This is a genomic window from Herbihabitans rhizosphaerae, assembly GCF_004216555.1.
GTDB lineage: Bacteria > Actinomycetota > Actinomycetes > Mycobacteriales > Pseudonocardiaceae > Herbihabitans > Herbihabitans rhizosphaerae.
Map to the genome: position 1 here is coordinate 92453 of NZ_SGWQ01000004.1, position 17064 is coordinate 109516.

Annotated in this window: 18 protein-coding genes; 15 read left to right on the plus strand and 3 right to left on the minus strand. The window is 71.3% G+C overall.

Translation table 11 applies throughout. The annotated features are described in order from the left end of the window. The first annotated feature begins 6 nt into the window (after positions 1-6). The 3 genes from qcrC to qcrB are packed head-to-tail and all read left to right on the plus strand — an operon-like array spanning position 7 to position 3565. Positions 7-804: a cytochrome bc1 complex diheme cytochrome c subunit gene (gene qcrC, locus EV193_RS13755; RefSeq protein WP_130344507.1), complete on the plus strand. Its 798-nt coding sequence runs from the start codon at positions 7-9 to the stop codon at positions 802-804. Then, positions 801-1940, plus strand: a complete 1140-nt coding sequence (gene qcrA / locus EV193_RS13760) for a cytochrome bc1 complex Rieske iron-sulfur subunit (protein ID WP_130344508.1) — start codon at positions 801-803, stop codon at positions 1938-1940. The genes qcrC and qcrA overlap by 4 nt, the downstream gene beginning before the upstream one ends. Continuing rightward, positions 1937-3565, plus strand: a complete 1629-nt coding sequence (gene qcrB, locus EV193_RS13765; RefSeq protein ID WP_130344509.1) for a cytochrome bc1 complex cytochrome b subunit — start codon at positions 1937-1939, stop codon at positions 3563-3565. The genes qcrA and qcrB overlap by 4 nt, the downstream gene beginning before the upstream one ends. 70 nt (positions 3566-3635) lie before the next feature. Here qcrB and EV193_RS13770 read toward each other — a convergent pair whose 3' ends face one another. Then, positions 3636-3917: an Lrp/AsnC family transcriptional regulator gene (locus EV193_RS13770; protein ID WP_130344510.1), complete on the minus strand. Its 282-nt coding sequence runs from the start codon at positions 3915-3917 to the stop codon at positions 3636-3638. Positions 3918-3983: 66 nt separating this feature from the next. On the opposite strand from EV193_RS13770, the gene EV193_RS13775 reads away from it, so the two are divergent. Beyond that, a complete protein-coding gene (locus tag EV193_RS13775) occupies positions 3984-4403 on the plus strand; it encodes a DUF7660 family protein (RefSeq protein ID WP_130344511.1) in 420 nt (139 codons plus the stop codon). On the opposite strand, the gene EV193_RS13780 is transcribed toward EV193_RS13775, so the two are convergent. Beyond that, the gene (locus EV193_RS13780) at positions 4363-6084 is read right to left on the minus strand and encodes a DEDD exonuclease domain-containing protein (RefSeq protein ID WP_130344512.1); all 1722 of its coding nucleotides are present in this window, start codon (positions 6082-6084) and stop codon (positions 4363-4365) included. The two genes, EV193_RS13775 and EV193_RS13780, sit on opposite strands and share 41 nt — an antisense overlap. 79 nt (positions 6085-6163) lie before the next feature. On the opposite strand from EV193_RS13780, the gene EV193_RS13785 reads away from it, so the two are divergent. Together EV193_RS13785 and EV193_RS13790 are read left to right on the plus strand one after the other, a co-directional pair. Continuing rightward, positions 6164-7522: an NYN domain-containing protein gene (locus EV193_RS13785; RefSeq protein WP_130344513.1), complete on the plus strand. Its 1359-nt coding sequence runs from the start codon at positions 6164-6166 to the stop codon at positions 7520-7522. A 22-nt stretch (positions 7523-7544) separates the two neighbouring features. After that, entirely contained in the window at positions 7545-8159 is a 615-nt protein-coding gene (locus tag EV193_RS13790) for a histidine phosphatase family protein (RefSeq protein WP_242613368.1), read from the plus strand. 4 nt (positions 8160-8163) lie between these two features. Here the strand turns inward: EV193_RS13790 and EV193_RS13795 are convergent, their stop codons facing one another. After that, positions 8164-8964: a TIGR04222 domain-containing membrane protein gene (locus tag EV193_RS13795; RefSeq protein ID WP_130344515.1), complete on the minus strand. Its 801-nt coding sequence runs from the start codon at positions 8962-8964 to the stop codon at positions 8164-8166. 104 nt (positions 8965-9068) lie between these two features. Between EV193_RS13795 and EV193_RS13800 the strand changes: the two genes are divergently transcribed. The 9 genes from EV193_RS13800 to EV193_RS13840 all read left to right on the plus strand — a co-directional run bounded on the left by EV193_RS13800 (position 9069) and on the right by EV193_RS13840 (position 17030). Further along, a complete protein-coding gene (locus EV193_RS13800; RefSeq protein WP_130344516.1) occupies positions 9069-9383 on the plus strand; it encodes an ArsR/SmtB family transcription factor in 315 nt (104 codons plus the stop codon). Then, positions 9380-9820, plus strand: coding sequence for an SRPBCC domain-containing protein (locus EV193_RS13805; RefSeq protein ID WP_130344517.1), 441 nt, complete (start codon positions 9380-9382; stop codon positions 9818-9820). Before EV193_RS13800 ends, EV193_RS13805 begins: the two co-directional genes overlap by 4 nt. Continuing rightward, positions 9817-10194, plus strand: coding sequence for a VOC family protein (locus tag EV193_RS13810; RefSeq protein WP_130344518.1), 378 nt, complete (start codon positions 9817-9819; stop codon positions 10192-10194). Before EV193_RS13805 ends, EV193_RS13810 begins: the two co-directional genes overlap by 4 nt. 80 nt (positions 10195-10274) lie before the next feature. Next, positions 10275-12053, plus strand: a complete 1779-nt coding sequence (locus tag EV193_RS13815; RefSeq protein ID WP_130344519.1) for a D-alanyl-D-alanine carboxypeptidase family protein — start codon at positions 10275-10277, stop codon at positions 12051-12053. Positions 12054-12171: 118 nt separating this feature from the next. After that, positions 12172-12453 (plus strand): hypothetical protein, encoded by a 282-nt coding sequence (locus EV193_RS13820; RefSeq protein WP_130344520.1) that lies wholly within the window; start codon positions 12172-12174, stop codon positions 12451-12453. Between the two features lie 301 nt (positions 12454-12754). Further along, positions 12755-13816, plus strand: a complete 1062-nt coding sequence (locus EV193_RS13825; RefSeq protein WP_130344521.1) for a C40 family peptidase — start codon at positions 12755-12757, stop codon at positions 13814-13816. A gap of 91 nt (positions 13817-13907) precedes the next feature. Next, on the plus strand, positions 13908-15269 hold the full coding sequence (locus tag EV193_RS13830) for a peptidase MA family metallohydrolase (RefSeq protein WP_130344522.1): 1362 nt from the start codon (positions 13908-13910) through the stop codon (positions 15267-15269). Between the two features lie 128 nt (positions 15270-15397). After that, on the plus strand, positions 15398-16564 hold the full coding sequence (locus EV193_RS13835; protein WP_130344523.1) for a glycosyltransferase family 4 protein: 1167 nt from the start codon (positions 15398-15400) through the stop codon (positions 16562-16564). 28 nt (positions 16565-16592) lie between these two features. Further along, the gene (locus tag EV193_RS13840) at positions 16593-17030 is read left to right on the plus strand and encodes a VOC family protein (RefSeq protein WP_207222631.1); all 438 of its coding nucleotides are present in this window, start codon (positions 16593-16595) and stop codon (positions 17028-17030) included. Positions 17031-17064 lie beyond the last annotated feature (34 nt).

The window sequence follows — 17064 nt, forward strand, 5'->3', positions numbered from 1 at the left end:
GGTTAGATGATCAAGAAACTACGGAGCCGCCCGAAGCTACGCAGGCGCGTGGCCTTGGCGCTGGCCATCGGTATCGGGCTGTTGTCGGTCGGCACGTTGTACAGCGTGTTGGTCCCCGAGCCGCAGACCGCGCAGGCCCAGACGGACCCGGCGGTGTTGCGCAAGGGCGAGCAGATCTACAACAACACCTGCATCAGCTGCCACGGCTCCAACCTGCAGGGCGAGTCCGGCCGCGGTCCGAGCCTGGTCGGCATCGGCGAGGCGGCCGTGTTCTTCCAGGTCTCGACCGGCCGGATGCCGATGATGTCGCAGAGCCCGCAGGCGGAGAGCAAGCCGCCGGTGCTCAAGCCGGACGAGATCGACGCGCTCGCCGCGTTCGTGCAGTCCAAGGGCGGCGGCGTGGTCATGCCGCACGAGCGGGGCGCGCAGCTGCTCGGCTCGAACTCGGCGCGCGGCGGTGAGCTGTTCCGGCTCAACTGCGCGTCCTGCCACAACTTCACCGGCCGGGGCGGCGCGCTGTCGTCCGGAAAGTTCGCTCCCGCGCTGGACGGCGCGACGGCCGAGGAGATCTACGCGGCCATGCTGACCGGGCCGCAGAACATGCCCAAGTTCTCCGACCGGCAGCTCAGCCCGGAGGAGAAGAAGGACATCATCGCCTACGTCAAGTCGGTCACCGACGGGAACAACAACCCCGGCGGTAGTCCGATCGGCGGGCTCGGGCCACAGTCCGAGGGCTTTATCGCGTTCATCGTGGGCCTCGCCGCGCTGCTCGGCGTGACCCTGTGGATTGGAAGTAAGGCATGAGCGCCGACGGGAAGGACAAGCCGGAGCTGCCCACCGAGGCCGAGCTCGCGGAGATGGACCGGGACGAGCTGGCCACGCTCGGGATGAAGCTCGACGGCGTCGAGCTCGTCGAGTACCCGGACCCGTGGCCGGTCAAGGGCACCCGCGCGGAGAAGCGGGCCGAGCGGGCGGTCGCACTCTGGTTCGCGATCGCGGCGCTGTCCGGGCTCGCGTTCCTGGTGGCGTTCCTGTGGTGGCCGTGGAAGTACGTGGCGCCCAACGAGAGCGGCTACTTCGCGTACTCGCTGTACACGCCGGTGCTCGGGTTCACCCTTGGCCTGTCGATCGTCGCGGTCGGCGTCGGCGTGATGATGTACACGAAGAAGTTCGTCCCGCACGAGGTCGCGGTCCAGGAGCGGCACGACGGCGGATCGTCTGAGCTGGACAAGAAGACGATCGTCGCGCAGCTTTCCCACTCCGGTACCAACAGCACGATCGCCCGCCGCTCGATGATCAAGCGGGCGGCCGGCGCCGGTGTCGGCGTGGTCGGCCTCGCCGCCACCGTGTTCCCGATCGCCGGCCTGGTGCGCAACCCGCACGCCAAGGCCGACGGTAAGGACGGCGTGTGGCACACCGGCTGGAAGTCGGAGAACGGCGAGCGGGTGTTCCTGCGTCGCAACACCGGCAACCCGCACGACGTGGTGCTGGTCAAGCCGGGGGATCTGGACGCGGGCTCGATGGAGACGGTGTTCCCGTTCCGCAAGTCCGAGGAGCACGACCAGCACGCGCTGTCGCAGGCGCTCAAGCGCGGCGACAACCCGGTGATGCTGATCCGCCTGCGGACCGAGGACGCCCGCAAGGTGGTCAAGCACGAGGGCCAGGAAGACTTCAACTACGGCGACTTCTACGCCTACACGAAGATCTGCAGCCACCTCGGCTGTCCGACCTCGCTGTACGAGCAGCGCACGAACCGGATCCTCTGCCCGTGCCACCAGTCGCAGTTCGACGCTCTGGAGTACGCCAAGCCGATCTTCGGACCGGCCACCCGCAAGCTGGCCCAGCTGCCGATCGCGGTGGACGAGGAGACTGGCTACTTCTACGCCAGAAGTGATTTCATTGAAGCGGTGGGGCCGGCCTTCTGGGAGCGGAAGTCATGAGTGGATTGACAAGGCCCACGAAGCAGACCAACGCGGCGCAGCGAGCCGCGGGGGCGGCCGCCACCTGGGCCGACGACCGGTATCACATGGCCTCCGGCCTGCGCCGGGCCATGAACAAGGTGTTCCCGTCGCACTGGTCGTTCCTGCTCGGCGAGATCGCCCTCTACAGCTTCATCGTGCTGCTGCTGTCCGGCACGTACCTCGCGCTGTTCTTCGACCCCTCGATGCAGGAGGTCGTCTACGACGGCTCGTTCGTGAACCTGCGCGGTCTGGAGATGTCGCGGGCTTACGAGTCGACGCTGCAGATCTCCTTCGACGTGCGCGGCGGCCTGTTCGCCCGCCAGGTGCACCACTGGTCGGCGCTGCTGTTCATGGGCGCGATCGTGCTGCACATGTTCCGCGTGTTCTTCACCGGCGCGTTCCGCCGGCCGCGCGAGGTCAACTGGGTGATCGGCATCCTGTTGTTCCTGCTCGGCTGCACCGAGGGCCTGTTCGGCTACTCGCTGCCGGACGACCTGCTCTCCGGCGCCGGCATGCGGATCACCTCGGGCCTGCTGTTGTCGGTCCCGGTGCTCGGCACGTGGACACACTGGATCCTGTTCGGCGGGGAATTCCCGGGCACCGAGCTGATTCCACGCATCTACACGCTGCACATCCTGCTGATCCCGGGAATCATGCTGGCGCTGATCGCGGTGCACGTGGGCCTGGTCTGGTACCAGAAGCACACGCAGTTCCCCGGCGTGCGGCAGAAGGAGACCAACGTCGTCGGCGTGCGGATCATGCCGGTGTTCGCGCTCAAGGCCGGCGCGTTCACCGCGATCGTGATCGGCGTGACCGCGATCCTCGGCGGGTTGTTCCAGATCAACCCGATCTGGAACTTCGGACCGTTCAGCGCGGCGAACGTATCGGCGGGCACCGTGCCCGACTGGTATATGGGCTGGACGGACGGCCTGCTGCGATTGTGGCCGGCGTGGGAGGTCTATCTCGGGGACTACATGATCCCGGCGCCGTTCTTCCCGTTCATGGCCGGTCTACCACTGCTGACCGGAATCGCCGCGGCCTATCCGTGGATCGAACGCAGGATGAACCGCGACTACGCGCACCACAACCTGCTGCAGCGGCCGCGCGACGTTCCGGTGCGCACCTCGCTCGGCGCCATGGCGATCACCTACTTCATGGTGTCGCTGTTGTCCGCCGCGAACGACGTGCTCGCCGACAAGTTCCACATCTCGCTGAACGCGACGACGTGGATGGGTCGCATCGGCATCCTGCTGCTGCCGCCGCTGGCGTACTTCATCACCTACCGGTTGTGCCTCGGCCTGCAGCGGGCCGACCGCGAGGTGCTGGAGCACGGTGTGGAGACCGGCATCATCAAGCGGCTGCCGCACGGCGAGTTCATCGAGTTGCACCAGCCGCTCGGTCCGGTGGACGACCACGGGCACCCGATTCCGCTGGAGTACCAGGGCACTCCGGTGCCCAAGCGGATGAACCAGCTCGGCGCGGCCGGTCACCCGGTGGTCGGCACGCTGATGCGGCCGGACCCGGTGGAGGAGACCACCGCGCTGGAGAAGGCGCGCTCCGAGCAGAACGGCTCCGAGAACGGTTCGGAGAACGGCAAGCACTAAGGCTGCACGACGAAGGCCGGTCACCACACGGTGGCCGGCCTTCGTGCTGTCTGAGGGTGGAACTCGCGGGTTACTCCTGCGCGCCGAGGGAGAAGGCGGCGTCGGTGTCGGCGCTGGAGTAGGAGCGGAACGCGATGTGCGTGTCGGTGTCCAGCACGCCGTCCACGCGGCTGATCTTGCCGGGGATGAGTGCGGCCAGGTCCTCGTGCTCGGCGACCTTGACCATCGTGATCAGGTCCACGTCGCCCGCGCACGAGTACACCTCGACCACCCCGTCGATGTCCGCGATGGCCTGTGCCGTCTCGGGAATGCTCTCCGCCGCCGCACGGATCAGCACGAACGCCGTGATCACGTTGTCCTCCAAGGAATTCGGGTACGCCCAGCCTAACGGGGCGGTGTCGGCTGCCATCATCGGTGCATGCCTGACGCCGACCGTGAGTCGAGGTGCCGCCGCTGCGGTCAGCCTGTCCGGATCTACCGGGACAGCTACGAGGTCTTCGAGCGGATGCACTACGTGTGCTTCCACTACGAGTTCGAGCACGACGTGTCCAATCCGGACGCGGATCCGGACGAGGATTGCGGTGACCCTGGGTGTCCGTCGGCGCCGGCGGCCCGGCAGAAGGATCGAATGGCCGCGGCGGTGCGGCAGTTGATCGAGGAGTGGGCGGACGGCCCACCCGCGAACTGGGACAACCATTCGCTGCCGGACTATCTGGGGGCGCTCGCCGGATGGCTGGACGACTGCGAGGGCTACTACGCCGGTCGCGGTGTTCCGATTCCGTGGAACGGGTGGGAGGTCATGCGGGCGGCGTTCCGTGCGGCGACGGTGTACGAGTAGCCGCTCGCGCCGCCCAGTCGCGCCAATTCGCGGCCGAGGCGGCCGGCTCGGACCACGGCTCGGCGCACCGCACCATCCGGGTGCCCGGCGTGGACAGCCACCGCAGCAGCAGGCCCGCCTCCTCGGCCGGCGCGCCGTAGAGCGGCCCCGGCCCGGGCAGCACGGTCTCCGCGGAGGCCACCAGCAGGTCCACCACCGGCATCGGCGCCACGCCGTGCGCCGCGTTGCCCGCCGACGCGAGCCGCCCGTGCCGCACCACCGCGAAGTCCCAGCCGCCCCGCTGGTCGGCCCGCGCGGCGACCAGCTCCGGAATGCGCGCCAGCGCGGTCAGCCGCTGCGTGCGGTCCAGCGCGCGGATCAGCGCGGCGAGCCGGTCACGAGCGTCGCGTGCCTGCTCGAAGCGCTCGGCCTCGGCCAGCGTGGCGAGCCGCTTCTCCAAGCGCCGCAACGGATCCTGCCGTGCGCCCGCGATCAGCTCGGTGAGCGTGGCGACGTTCGGCGCGTACTCCTCGACGACCTGGTGGCCGGCGCACGGCGCGGCGCACCGGCCCAGCTCGTAGAGCGCGCACGGGCCGGCCGACGCGCCCCGCGCCGGGATCCGCTGCGTGCACGGCCGCACTCCGGTGGCGTCCTGCAGCGCGGCCACCACGGCGTCCGCGGTCCGCCGGGAGCGCATCGGCCCGAGCGCGCCGTCGCGGGGCGTGCGCACCACCGACAGCCGAGGGAACGCCTCCTCGGTGAGCGCCACCCACCAGCCGTGCTTCGGGTTGCGCGAGCGCCGGTTGTACGTGGGCCGGTGTGCGGCCAGCAGCCGCAGCTCGCGCACCTGGGCCTCCAGCGCGTGCGAGCACTCCACGACGTCCACGGTGGTGGCCAGCGTCACCATCTCGCGCAGCCGCCGGCGCGTCTCGCTCGCGGTGAAGTACTGCCGCACCCGCCGTTTCAGGTTGGACGCCGTGCCGACGTAGAGCACCTCGCGGTTGGGCCCGAGGAAGGAGTACACCCCGGGCGTGTCCGGCAGACCGGACGCGAGGTGCCGCTTGCGCCGCTGCGTCGGGGTCACGTCCGGGATGTAGTCGAGCAGCTCCTCCAGCGACTGCACGCCGACCGAACCGACCCGCTCCAGCAGCGCGTGCAGCACGTCGACGGTGGCCCGCGCGTCCATCAGCGCGCGGTGGTTCGGTGTGGTGGACGCGCGGAACAGCGTCGCCAGCGCGGACAGCCGGCAGCTCGGCGCCTCGTCGCGGGACAGCACCCGGCGCGCCAGCTTCACCGTGCACACCACGGCCGGCTTGGGCCACGGGTAGCCGTGCCGCCCGCACGCCGTGCGCAGGAACCCGATGTCGAACCCGGCGTTGTGCGCGACCAGCGTGGCACCCGAGGCGAACTCCAGGAACGCGGGCAACACCTCGTCGAACGGGGGAGCGGTGTGCACCATCGCCTGGGTGATCCCGGTGAGCGTGACGATCTCCGGCGGGATCGGCCCGCCGGGGTTGACCAGCGTGGCGAACTCGCCGATCACCTCGCCGCCGCACACCTTGACCGCGCCGATCTCGGTGATCGCGTCGGTCGCCGCGCTGCCGCCGGTGGTCTCCAGGTCGAACACGACGAATGTGGTGGACCGCAGCGGGGTGCCCAGCTCGTCGAAGGTCAACTGCTCCCGTGTGGTCACCGCGGTCATGGCCGCAACGTAACGCCGTGCACCGACAACGCCGGGTATTCCACGCGTGCCCTGGACGCCGCTCGACTAGCCTTGACCGATGACATCGCCCCAACCGGTGGAGGAGACGATGTCCACACCGGAGGACGAGCGGTCCACTGTGGACGTACCAGAGTCCACAGTGGACTGGAGCGCGCTGCCGGACGTGGTGCGCACGCGGCTCGCGGAGATCGGCGCGGACGCGCTCGGTGGGCTGCCCGCGGTGGACATCCCGGCCAAACTCCGTGCGGTGGCCCGGTTCGCGCCGGCCAAGCGGGCCAAGCTCGGCGCGGCGCCGATCGTGGCGGAGCTGGCCTCGCCGGCCTTCCGCAGCGCGGTGCTGGAGTGGTGTCGCGAGAACCGACCGTCCAGTGTGGACATGCCGCCGGCCGATCCGGCGAAGGCGGCCGCCGCCGCGGTGCTGCGGTCCGACGATCTCGCGCCGGTCTACCTGGAGCTGGTGGCCCGGCGGGCGGGTGACGCGGGAGCGCGTGCCGAGCGGGACGCGGCGCTGGCCAGGGCGCAGCGCATGGCGGCCGATCTGGCGAAGGTGCGCGCCGAGCTGGAAGAGGTGCGCGGCGCGACGGCGGCCGTGCGCGGCGAGAGCGACGCCGAGTTGGACAAGCTGCGCAAGCGACTGCGCGAGCAGGGCGTGCGGCTGCGCGAGGCGCGGGACGCGGCGGCGGCGGCCGAGGAGGCGGCGGGCAAGGCGCGCGCCGAGGCGACCGCCGAGCTGGCCGAGCTGGTCGCCCAGCGCGACCGGGAGGCTGACCGCGCGGCGACCGAGCGGGCCCGGGCGGCGCGGGCCGTCGCCGACGCGGAGATCGCTCGCCAGTCCGCCCGCGAGGCGCGGCAGGCCGACGAGGTCCGGCTGGCGCTGCTGATCGACACGATCGACGGTGCGGTCACCGGGCTGCGGCGCGAGCTGTCGCTCGGTGGCGGTGGGCCGAGGCCGGCCGACCTGGTGCGCGGCGCGTCGGCGGGTCACGGCATGGTCGGCAGGGTGGAGGACCCGGCCGCGCTGGACCGCGTGCTGGCGCTGCCGTCGGTGCACCTGGTCGTGGACGGCTACAACGTCACCAAGACCGGCTATCCGGAGCTGTCCCTGGCCGACCAGCGCGACCGGCTCGTGCGGCAGTTGTCCGCGCTGGCCGCGCGCACGTCGGCCGAGGTCACCGTGGTGTTCGACGGCGCGGGTGTGGTGGCCGTGCCGACCGCCGCGCCGCGCGGGGTGCGCGTGCTGTTCAGCGATCCCGGAGTGCTCGCCGACGACGTGATCCGCGCGCTGGTGGCGGCCGAGCCGGAGGGGCGCCCGGTGGTCGTGGTGACCTCGGACCGCGCGGTGGCCGACTCGGTGCGCCGGCGCGGCGCGCACCCGGTGCCCTCCGCCGTGCTGATCGCCCGCTTCGGCCGGGTGTGACTCGGTGCGCACGCTCTACGTCGTGACGCACCCGGAGGCCACGCACCACGTCGACGGGCTGGTCGGCGGCTGGTACGACTCCGAGCTGACCCCGGCCGGCACGCGTGCGGCGGCCGCGATCGCCGCGTCGTTGCGGGCGCGGATCCCCGAGGACGCCGAGGTCGAGCTGTTCTCCTCGGACCTGCGCCGCACCGCGCGGACGGCCGGCGTGGTGGGTGATCTGCTCGGTGTGGCGCCGGTGTTCGACGAGCGGCTGCGCGAGAAGTCCTACGGCGAGGCGGAGGGCAAGCCCCAGGAATGGCTGGCCGAGCGGTTCGTGCCGCCGCCGGTGGCCGGCGAGCGCATGCGGCACGACGAGGGAGTGCCGCACGCGGAGACCAAGGACGCGTTCGCGCGGCGGGTCTACGCGGTGATGGCGGCGATCGAGGAGCGCCGGTGCGAGCACCAGGTCGTGGTGACACACGGCGGCGCGCTCACCTTCGTGGTGGCGGCCTGGATCCGAATGCCCGTCGAGTCGGCGGGCCACGTCGAGTTCCGCGCCGGCGGGCCGGGCAGTGTCGTGGTGCTGCACGAGGACGACCGCTTCCACAACCGCCGCGTCCACCTCGACGCGTTCGTGCCACACATCAATGCCTGACCTCTCAGACCGAGCCGTCCGATCCACCACCGCCGTCGGAGTCGCCGCCACCGTCCGATCCGTCACCGCCGGAGAACCACCCGCCGGTGTCGGTCTGCGCCTCCATGATTGACGCCACCTCGGCGTCCGGATACGCGGCGATGCCCACCATGGCCACCAGCACGAGATCCCCGATCGCGGCCGCGTAGGGGCTCATCCCGGATACGCCGGCCAGTGAGTCGCGAACGGCCTGCAGCTGCGCCACACCGCGTCCGCTGGTGGCCATCCCGCCCCGCGTCACGACCATCAGTGTGGACAGCCACACGACCGCGGCCACTGTCGCGCCAAGCACGAGCCATCCGGTCAGCTCCCCGGAGAGCAGGAAGAACCCGACGACGGCGACCGCGAGTACGAGCCAGTGTGAGTGCCGCGCCGCCGTCAGGGCGCGTGATGACGCGAGATAACCGCGGTTGGTCAGCCGCGAGACGAGCGCGGCGATCTTGAGATCCCGCTCGCCGAGGATCCTCCGCCTGCTGAGTTTTCCCTTGCTGCCCAAGCGGCTCAGCACATGCCGCTGCATGTCGTCATCGTCGGGTTCACCGATCCGGCGAACCCTTCCGTCGCGCCCGATCCTGATCGCACCGGAGATGGCCAGCCCAGCCAGCGCGGTGTGCTCGACCCGTCGGGGTCCACCGGCCAGCATGGCGATCTCGTACACACCCAGGTCGTCCGGTGGATTCTTCGACCACGGCCAGCGCCGCAGGAACCAACTCGCGGCGAGCGCCAGCACCGCGGCAACACCGAGCGCGATCAAATAGCCCGCCATGAGGCCTCCCCAGGGTTCGTGTGTCCTGAACGCACGAGGACGCCTGATGGTTGCCGAGGTGGTCAGGTTGACATCTGTGACAGTGAACGTTAATAGTTAACTCTATGGTGAACGATGTGTGGGCCGCGCTGGCGGACCCGACCCGGCGCAGGGTGGTCGAGCTGCTCGGCTCCGGGCCGAGCCGGCCGAGTGAGCTGGCCGACCGGATCGGCACCAGCCGTCCGGCGCTCAGCCGCCATCTGAAGGTGCTGCGCGGCACCGGCATCGTCACCGTCGACCTGGACGACACCGACGCGCGCGGGCTCACCTATCGCCTCGCCCCGGACGGGCTGACCGCGCTGCGCGCCTGGCTCGACCAGGTGCAGGCGCACTGGACCGACCAGCTCGCCGAGTTCAAGCGGCACGCGGAGCGGTCATGACCGACGACACCGTCAGCGACGTCGTCAGAGCCAGCGTCGAGGTCGCCGTCGACCCGGCCGAGGCGTTCCGCGTGTTCACCGAGGAGATCGACTCGTGGTATCGGGTGGACCGGTACACGGTGCTGGATTACCGGCGCACCAAGGAGATCGCGTTCGAGCCGTGGGTCGGCGGGCGGTTCCTCGACGTCCACGACGAGCACACCCGCGAGGGCGTCGAAATGGGCCGGATCACCGCGTGGGAGCCAGGTCGCCGGCTGTCCTTCGTGGACATGAAGGGGACCGAGATCGAGGTGACTTTCGCATCGGCGGACACCGGCACCACGGTCACCATCGAACACCGAGGGCTGGCCCGTCTCGCCCCGGCTGACCCGGCCCGCCGATACGGCTGGCGCGTGTTGCTGCCCTGGTACGCGAGCGCATTCGAGGAGAAGAGATGACCTACACAGGCGTCACGCCGTACTTGTACTACACCGACGCGGCCGCCGCGCTGGACTGGCTGACCGCGACGTTCGGCTTCGGCCCGGACGTGCGGTACACCGCCGAGGACGGCACGGTCGAGGAGGCGGAGATCACCGCCGGCCCGGCGCGCGTGATGATGGCCGGCCGCGCGCCGGGCGCCGACGAGGGCGGTGGCGCGCTGATCATCGTGCACACCGACGACGTCGACGCCCTGTACCGCCGGGTCGACGGCGCCGGCGTGGCGGTGGAGCCGCCGGCCGACCAGCCGTGGGGGCCGAGGACGATCACGGTCACCGACCCGTGGGGCTACCGCTGGAACTTCTGGCAGGGCGAGGCGCTCCCGCCCGAGTAGCCAGCACTCGAACGGGGGCGTCACGCCGGCCCCGGTCGGGCGTTGTTAGGGGTAAGCACGATCAGCGGGAGGGTGCGCCCATGCGGTTGTCCGGTACGCGTCGGGTACCGGTCGCGGTGCTGGCCGCCGTGGCGAGCTGTGGGCTGTTCCTGTCCACCGCGTACGCCCAGCCCACGCCCGCGCCGCCACCGGTGGAGTCCGGGGTGGAGCCGGGCGATCCGGTGCCGGACAACCGGCCCGGCGAGGCGTTCGCCGACCCGAAGATCGCCGAGTTGCAGCGCACCGCGTCCACCGTGCAGCGCGAGTTGGGCGGGCTCGCGCAGCAGATCCACGTCGCCGAGGAGGAGTTGCGGCGCGCGTCGGACACGCTGGCCGCCGCGCGGGTCGAGCGCGAGCGGGCCGACGCCGTGGTCGCCGGGCGGCAGAAGGAAGTGGACAGCTACGCCGCCGCGATGCTGAACAGTGTCGGCGGCAGCCCGAGCGACCTGCGGGTGCTGCTGGCCGCCCGCAACCCGCGCGACTTCCTGGACGGCGCCGGCTTCGTGGACCGCATCCGGTCCGTCCTCAGTGGACAGTTGGCCGGCTCGGTCCAGCGACAGCGCACCGCGTCCTCGGCCGAAGGCACAGCACGGGACGCCGAGGCCGCCGCCATCGGGCGCAAGGCCGACCTGGACAAGCGCACCGGCGACGCGACCAACCGCGCCGCCGCCGTGTCCAGCGAGCTGCGCGGCAAGCTCGCCGAGGTCAACTCCGCGGTGATCGCGTCCCAGAAGAGCCAGCAGGAGCGCAACGAGAAGACCGCGGCGAACTGGCGCGCGTACGTGGAACGCTTGCGCGCCAACGGAATCGTGCCGCCGCCGATGATCGCCATGCGCGACGCGGCCCGGCTACCGGCCGGCCTGGTGTCGTTGCCGGGCATGGCCGGTCCGCAGCCGGGCGCGGCACTCGCCACGATCGCCGGCGGCGAGCAGACGCTCGTCCTGCCGGCCGAGATCATCAAGGCGGTCAGCACCGCCATGGACACGCTGGGCAAGCCGTACGTGCCCGGCCAGGGTGGCGGTGGACCCACCGCGTACTCGTGCGACGGCCTGGTGCGCGCGGTCTACGAGGGCGCCGGAATCGGCCTGCCCGGCGCGACCGGCGAACAGATGGCCGTACTCACGCCGGTGCCGATCGGCGACGCGCAACCGGGCGACGTGGTGTTCCTCGGCCCGGCGCGGTACGGCGTGCAGGGCGTGGGCATCGTGCTCGACCCGCGCACCATGCTCACCGCGGACGCGCGGGTCGCCGGCGTGGTGGTCACCGACATCCCGGCCGGCGACGCGGTGCTCGGCATGGCCAGGCCCGCGCTGGCCGCCCGGCCACCGGCACCGGTCCCGCAGCGCACCGACGACGGCCCGCGCTGGCGGTGCGGGGGAGCGGTGCTGCCGCCGCGTGCCAACGGCGATGTGCCGCGCGCGTGGGGCGGCTATCCCAACGGCCTGATCCCGATGGCCGCGCTGTGCGGCATCGGGAGCGCGCACGCGCTGCGCTGTGACGCCGCGCAGGCTTACATGGCGCTGTCACAGGCGTTCGGCGGCGTGTTCGGCCGGCAGTTGTGCATCACCGACTCGTACCGCACGTTCGAGTCGCAGGTGCGGCTGTACGGGCAGAAGCCGTCGCTGGCCGCCGTGCCCGGCACCAGCAACCACGGGTGGGGGCTGGCGGTCGACCTGTGCGGCGGCGTGCAGTCCTTCGGCACCGCGGAGTACGGCTGGCTGGCCCGCAACGCGCCCGCGTTCGGCTGGGCCAACCCCGGCTGGGCGCGGCCGGGCCAGGGGCGCGAGGAGCCGTGGCACTGGGAGTTCATGGGCGGGTAGATATCCGCATACCCGAGGACACCCGATCGGGTGATCAACTCGAACGTGTGACCGAAAACTGTCGGTGGCTGCTCCTAGCGTCTCGCCCGAGACACAACGTAGAGCGGGAGGAGCCGCCGTGATCGTCGACTGCGACAGCTGCGAGGTGCGTGGCGACGCGTGCGGGGAGTGCGTGATCAGCGTGCTGCTCGGCGCGCCGCCGAGCGTGGAGCTGGACTCGTCCGAACAACAGGCCATCGACGCCCTCGCCAGCGCCGGCATGGTGCCGCGCCTGCGGCTGGTTTCGGAGGCCACTCGACCGGGTGGCGACGCCCCGAAGATCGACACACCGGCGAGAAACGAAAAGAGCGCTGAACGGTCGAAACTAGGCGATGAGCGGCGTTGGACCCAGGTGAGCTGACCTGTTGTGCCGGTCACAGGGCGAAGTTGGCACTGCTCCATTGGTGTTTCGGCGCTACTAGTTCATCTTTTTCGGACCACTCGGTAGACGTCGGGGCTCACTTTTCGTAACCTGGCCGAGATCTCGCGCCAGGAAGCCGTCCATCCCGAGGGCGGCACGTGGGATCGCCGCCGAATCAGCTTTGTCGGGGAGCTGTGCCGAACAGGTCGGGAGCGCCTTGGTCGAGGTCGACACGATCGACCGTCCCCCGGGCCAAGGGACTCACCGTCGGCGGTTCGACGACGAAGGAGACACGCGCGACGTGGCGTCGCATCAACTGAAGCGTTCGGTGCGCGGAGCCCTTGCCGCAGGAGCCGTTATCGCGGCGATCAGCGTTTTCTCCGCACCGGCGTCAGCCCAGCCCCCCGCCCCCCCGCCCCCAGCCAACGCCTCCGAAGCACTCAAGCTGTTCCAAGAGGCGAGCAAGGAAGCCAGCCTGGTCCAGGAGGACCTGCTGAAGGCCCAGGTCGACCTGGGTGCCAAGCAGTCCGAGCTGGACAAGGCCACCGGCGAGACGAACTCGGCCAAGCAGGTCAAGGAGCACGCGCTCACGCAGAAGGAGCAGCTCCACGGCAAGGTCGACGTACTCACCGGTGCGGCGTTCCAGGGAGCCCGATTCAGCAAGCTGTCCGCGTTGATGACCGGCCAGTCGGCCCAGGACTTCCTGGACCGCGCGTCGGCGCTGAACATTCTCGCGGACGACAACAAGGTGGCCATCGACCGGTACACCGGCGTGGTCAACCAGGCCGCGGACGCCGAGAAGCGCGCCGCGGACGGTCAGGCCCGCGCGCAGGCGGCCAAGGACGCCCAAGCCAAGCTGATCGCCCAGATCAACGAGCGCAAGAGCGCGCTCGAGGGTCGCAAGACGGCGTTGCAGCAGGCCATGGGCCGGCTGTCGGCGGCAGAGAAGAAGAAGCTCGAGCAGGACGACGACCAGACCGTGATCATCCCGCCGGCGGGAGCCGCGGGTAAGGCCGTCGCGGTGGCGCTGGCTCAGCGCGGCAAGCCCTACGTGTGGGGTGCCGAGGGCCCGGGCTCCTACGACTGCTCCGGCCTGGTGCTCTACGCCTACCGGGCGGCCGGCATGAGCCTGCCGCACTCCAGCCGGGCGCAGTACGGCTACGGCCGTTCGGTGTCCAAGAGCGAGCTGGCGGCCGGCGACCTGCTGTTCTACGGCAACAGCGCCTCGTCGATCCACCACGTCGCGATGTACATCGGTGACGGCAAGATCGTGCACGCCTCGACATCCGGCGTGCCCGTGAAGGTCGAGTCCGTCAGCGGCGGCGGCTCCGACTTCTACGGCGCCAAGCGCCTGGTCGGCTGACCGAACGAAGTGTGCGAATCAGGGCCGGTGCCATTGTGGCGCCGGCCCTGATTACGTTCAGAACCCGAGGAACAGGCCCTAGGATCGCCTGGTGCGCGGTTCGACCCGGCTGCGGGTGACGCTGGCCGCGGTGATCGTCGCGATGATCGCCGGCGGCTTGGTCCTGCTGTCCAGGCCACCCGCCCCCGGCCCGCCGCCCGTGGCCGAGGCACCTCCGGTCGTCGCCGGCCGCCCGCCCCCGGTCTCCGGTCCGGTGGACGCGCGCGACTCCGGCCGGGCGGCGGCGGTCACCGAGCTGTTGGCCAAGCGCGCCGACGCGATTCTGCGCCGCGACGAGGCCCTGTTCATGTCCACGGTGGACCCGAACGCCGAGCCGACTTTCCTTGCCACGCAACGAAAGCTGTTCGCCAACCTGGACGGCGTGCCGCTGTCGGACTGGTCGTACCAGATCCAGCCGAACGACGCGGCGAACCTGGCCGGCCTGCCGTCGCGCGTGGTGTCCTCGGCCATGGCCGAGGAGCTGTGGGCGCCCGGCGTGCGGCTGCGCTACGGCCTGCGCGAGGTGGACGAGACGCCGACCGCCCGAGGCATGGCGTACCTGTTCGTGCGCCGCGGCCCGTCCTGGTACCTGCGTTCGGACACCGCGCTGGAGAGCGTGGGCCGGCGAAGCTGGCGCGGGCCGTGGGACTACGCGCCGTGCAAGGTGCGGCGCGCCAAGCAGGGTCTGGTGATCTTCCACCCGGGCAGCGAGCCGATCGCCGAGCGGCTGTCCGGCGAGCTGGACGAGTCCGTGCGCGCGGTGACCGCGCTGTGGGGCACCGGTTGGCCCGGCCGGGTGGCGTTGATCGTGCCCGACTCGGTCGGCGAGATGCGCGCGCTGGTCGGGCCCGGTTTCCCGAGCGACTCGGTCGTCGCGGTGGCTATCGCGGACCGGATCGACCCGGTCACCCGCCGGGTGGAGGGCCAGCGGGTGGTGACCAACCCGTCGGGTGTGCGCGGGCTGTCGCTCGCCGCGTTGCGCATCACGCTGCGGCACGAGATCACCCACATCGCCGCCCGGGGGGTGACCGTGGACGGCGCGCCGATGTGGCTGCAGGAGGGCTTCGCCGACTACGCCGGCCACCGGGAGAGCGGGCTGTCGCTGACCGTCGCCGCGCCCGATCTGGCCCAGCAGGTGCGCACCGGCGGCCCGCCGAAGCGGCTGCCGTCCGACGAGGACTTCCGCGGCCGGGGCCGTGAACTGGACCTCGCCTACCAGCAGGCGTGGTCGGTCACCCGGTTCGTGGCCAGTCGCTACGGCGAACCGGCACTGGTGGAGATGTACCGGTCGATCGCCGGCGCCGGCTCGATCTCCCCGAAGGCCGCCGACGACCTGCTGCGCCGGCACATCGGGCTGGACGCGGCCGGCCTGCTCACCGCCTGGCAGGACTACCTCCGCACCGAGCTGCGCTGACTTCGCGAGTCCCGCGCTGTGCACCGGCGAGTCCCGCGCCCTGCACCGTGCAGAGCGCGGGACTCACCGTGTCTGGGCGCGGGACTCGCGCGTTCGCACCCCGCAGAAGGGCGACTAGGCTCACCCGCGTGCGCCGGACCCTGTTGGTGACCAACGACTTCCCGCCCCGGCCCGGCGGCATCCAGTCGTACCTGCACGCGCTGGCCACCCGGCTGCCGGCCGACGAACTCGTGGTCTACGCGCCGTCGTGGCAGGGCAAGACCGGCTCGCATCCGGAGTTCGACGCGCGGCAGCCGTTCGGCGTGGTGCGCCATCCCACCTCGCTGATGCTGCCGACCGCCGACGTGGCACGCCGCGCCGCGGAGATCGTCAAGGCCGAGGCGTGCGACACCGTGTGGTTCGGCGCGGCCGCCCCGCTGGCGTTGCTCGCGCCGAGAATGCGGGCCGCCGGTGCCTCCCGAGTTCTCGCCAGCACGCACGGCCACGAGGTCGGCTGGTCGATGCTTCCCGTGTCGCGCAACGCTTTGCGGCGCATCGGGTCCACTGTGGACGTGGTGACGTTCGTGAGCAGGTACACCCGCTCGCGGTTCGCCGCCGCGTTCGGCGCGCTGGCCGCGCTGGAGCACCTTCCGTCCGGAGTGGACACCTCCGTGTACCGGCCGGACCCGGTCGCACGCGAGACGATCCGGGCGCGGCACGGGCTCGGCGGCCGGCCGACCGTGGTGTGCGTGTCCCGGCTGGTTCCGCGCAAGGGCCAGGACACGCTGATCCGCGCGCTGCCGGCGATCCGCCGCACGGTGCCGGACGCGGTGCTGCTGCTGGTCGGCGGCGGCCCGTACGAGGGGCGGCTGCGCGCGCTGGCCGAGCAGCACGGCGTCGCCGAGCACGTGGTGCTGACCGGGTCGGTGCCGTGGGAGGAACTGCCGGCGCACTACGTGGCCGGCGACGTGTTCGCCATGCCGTGCCGCACCCGCGGCGGCGGGCTGGACGTGGAGGGCCTCGGCATCGTCTACCTGGAGGCGTCGGCGTCCGGGTTGCCGGTGGTGGCCGGACGGTCCGGCGGCGCACCGGAGACCGTGGTGGACGAGGTCACCGGGCACGTGGCGGACGGCCGCGACCTGGCCGGCGTGGTGGACGCGGTGTCCACGCTGCTCGCCGATCCCACCAGGGCGGCGACCATGGGCGCGGCCGGCCGGCGCTGGGTGTCGGAGCAGTGGCGGTGGCAGGACCTGGCGCACCGGCTGGCCGGACTGCTGGACGGGAACGCGCCGCACCGGATCATCGGCGCACAGTGACTCGGCAGGATTCGCTACTGTCGCGCGCATGACGATTCAGCGCCTGGAGAACGTGGGCATCGTGGTCGAGGATCTCGAGGCCGTGAAGGCGTTCTTCGTCGACCTCGGGCTCACGGTGATGGGTGAGGGGCCGGCCGAGGGCGAATGGGTGGATCGTGTCGGTGGGCTCGAGGGCGTTCGCCTGGACGTCGTGATGTTGCGGACTCCGGACGGCAACGGACGGCTGGAGCTGATGAGGTACCGCGCCCCGGCGGCCCTGGATGGCTTCGGGCACGCGCCGCCGAACACCCTGGGCCTGCACCGCGTCGGCTTCGCGGTCGACGACATCGATGCCGCCGTCGCCGGGTTGCGGGCCCGTGGCGTGCGGCTCGTCGGCGAGCTGGTGCGCTACGAGGACGCCTACAAACTCTGCTACGTCCGCGGCCCGGAGGGGATCATCGTCATGCTCGCGGAGCAGCTCGGCTGACCGATCCGGGGCCGACACGGTCGTGTGAAGCCAG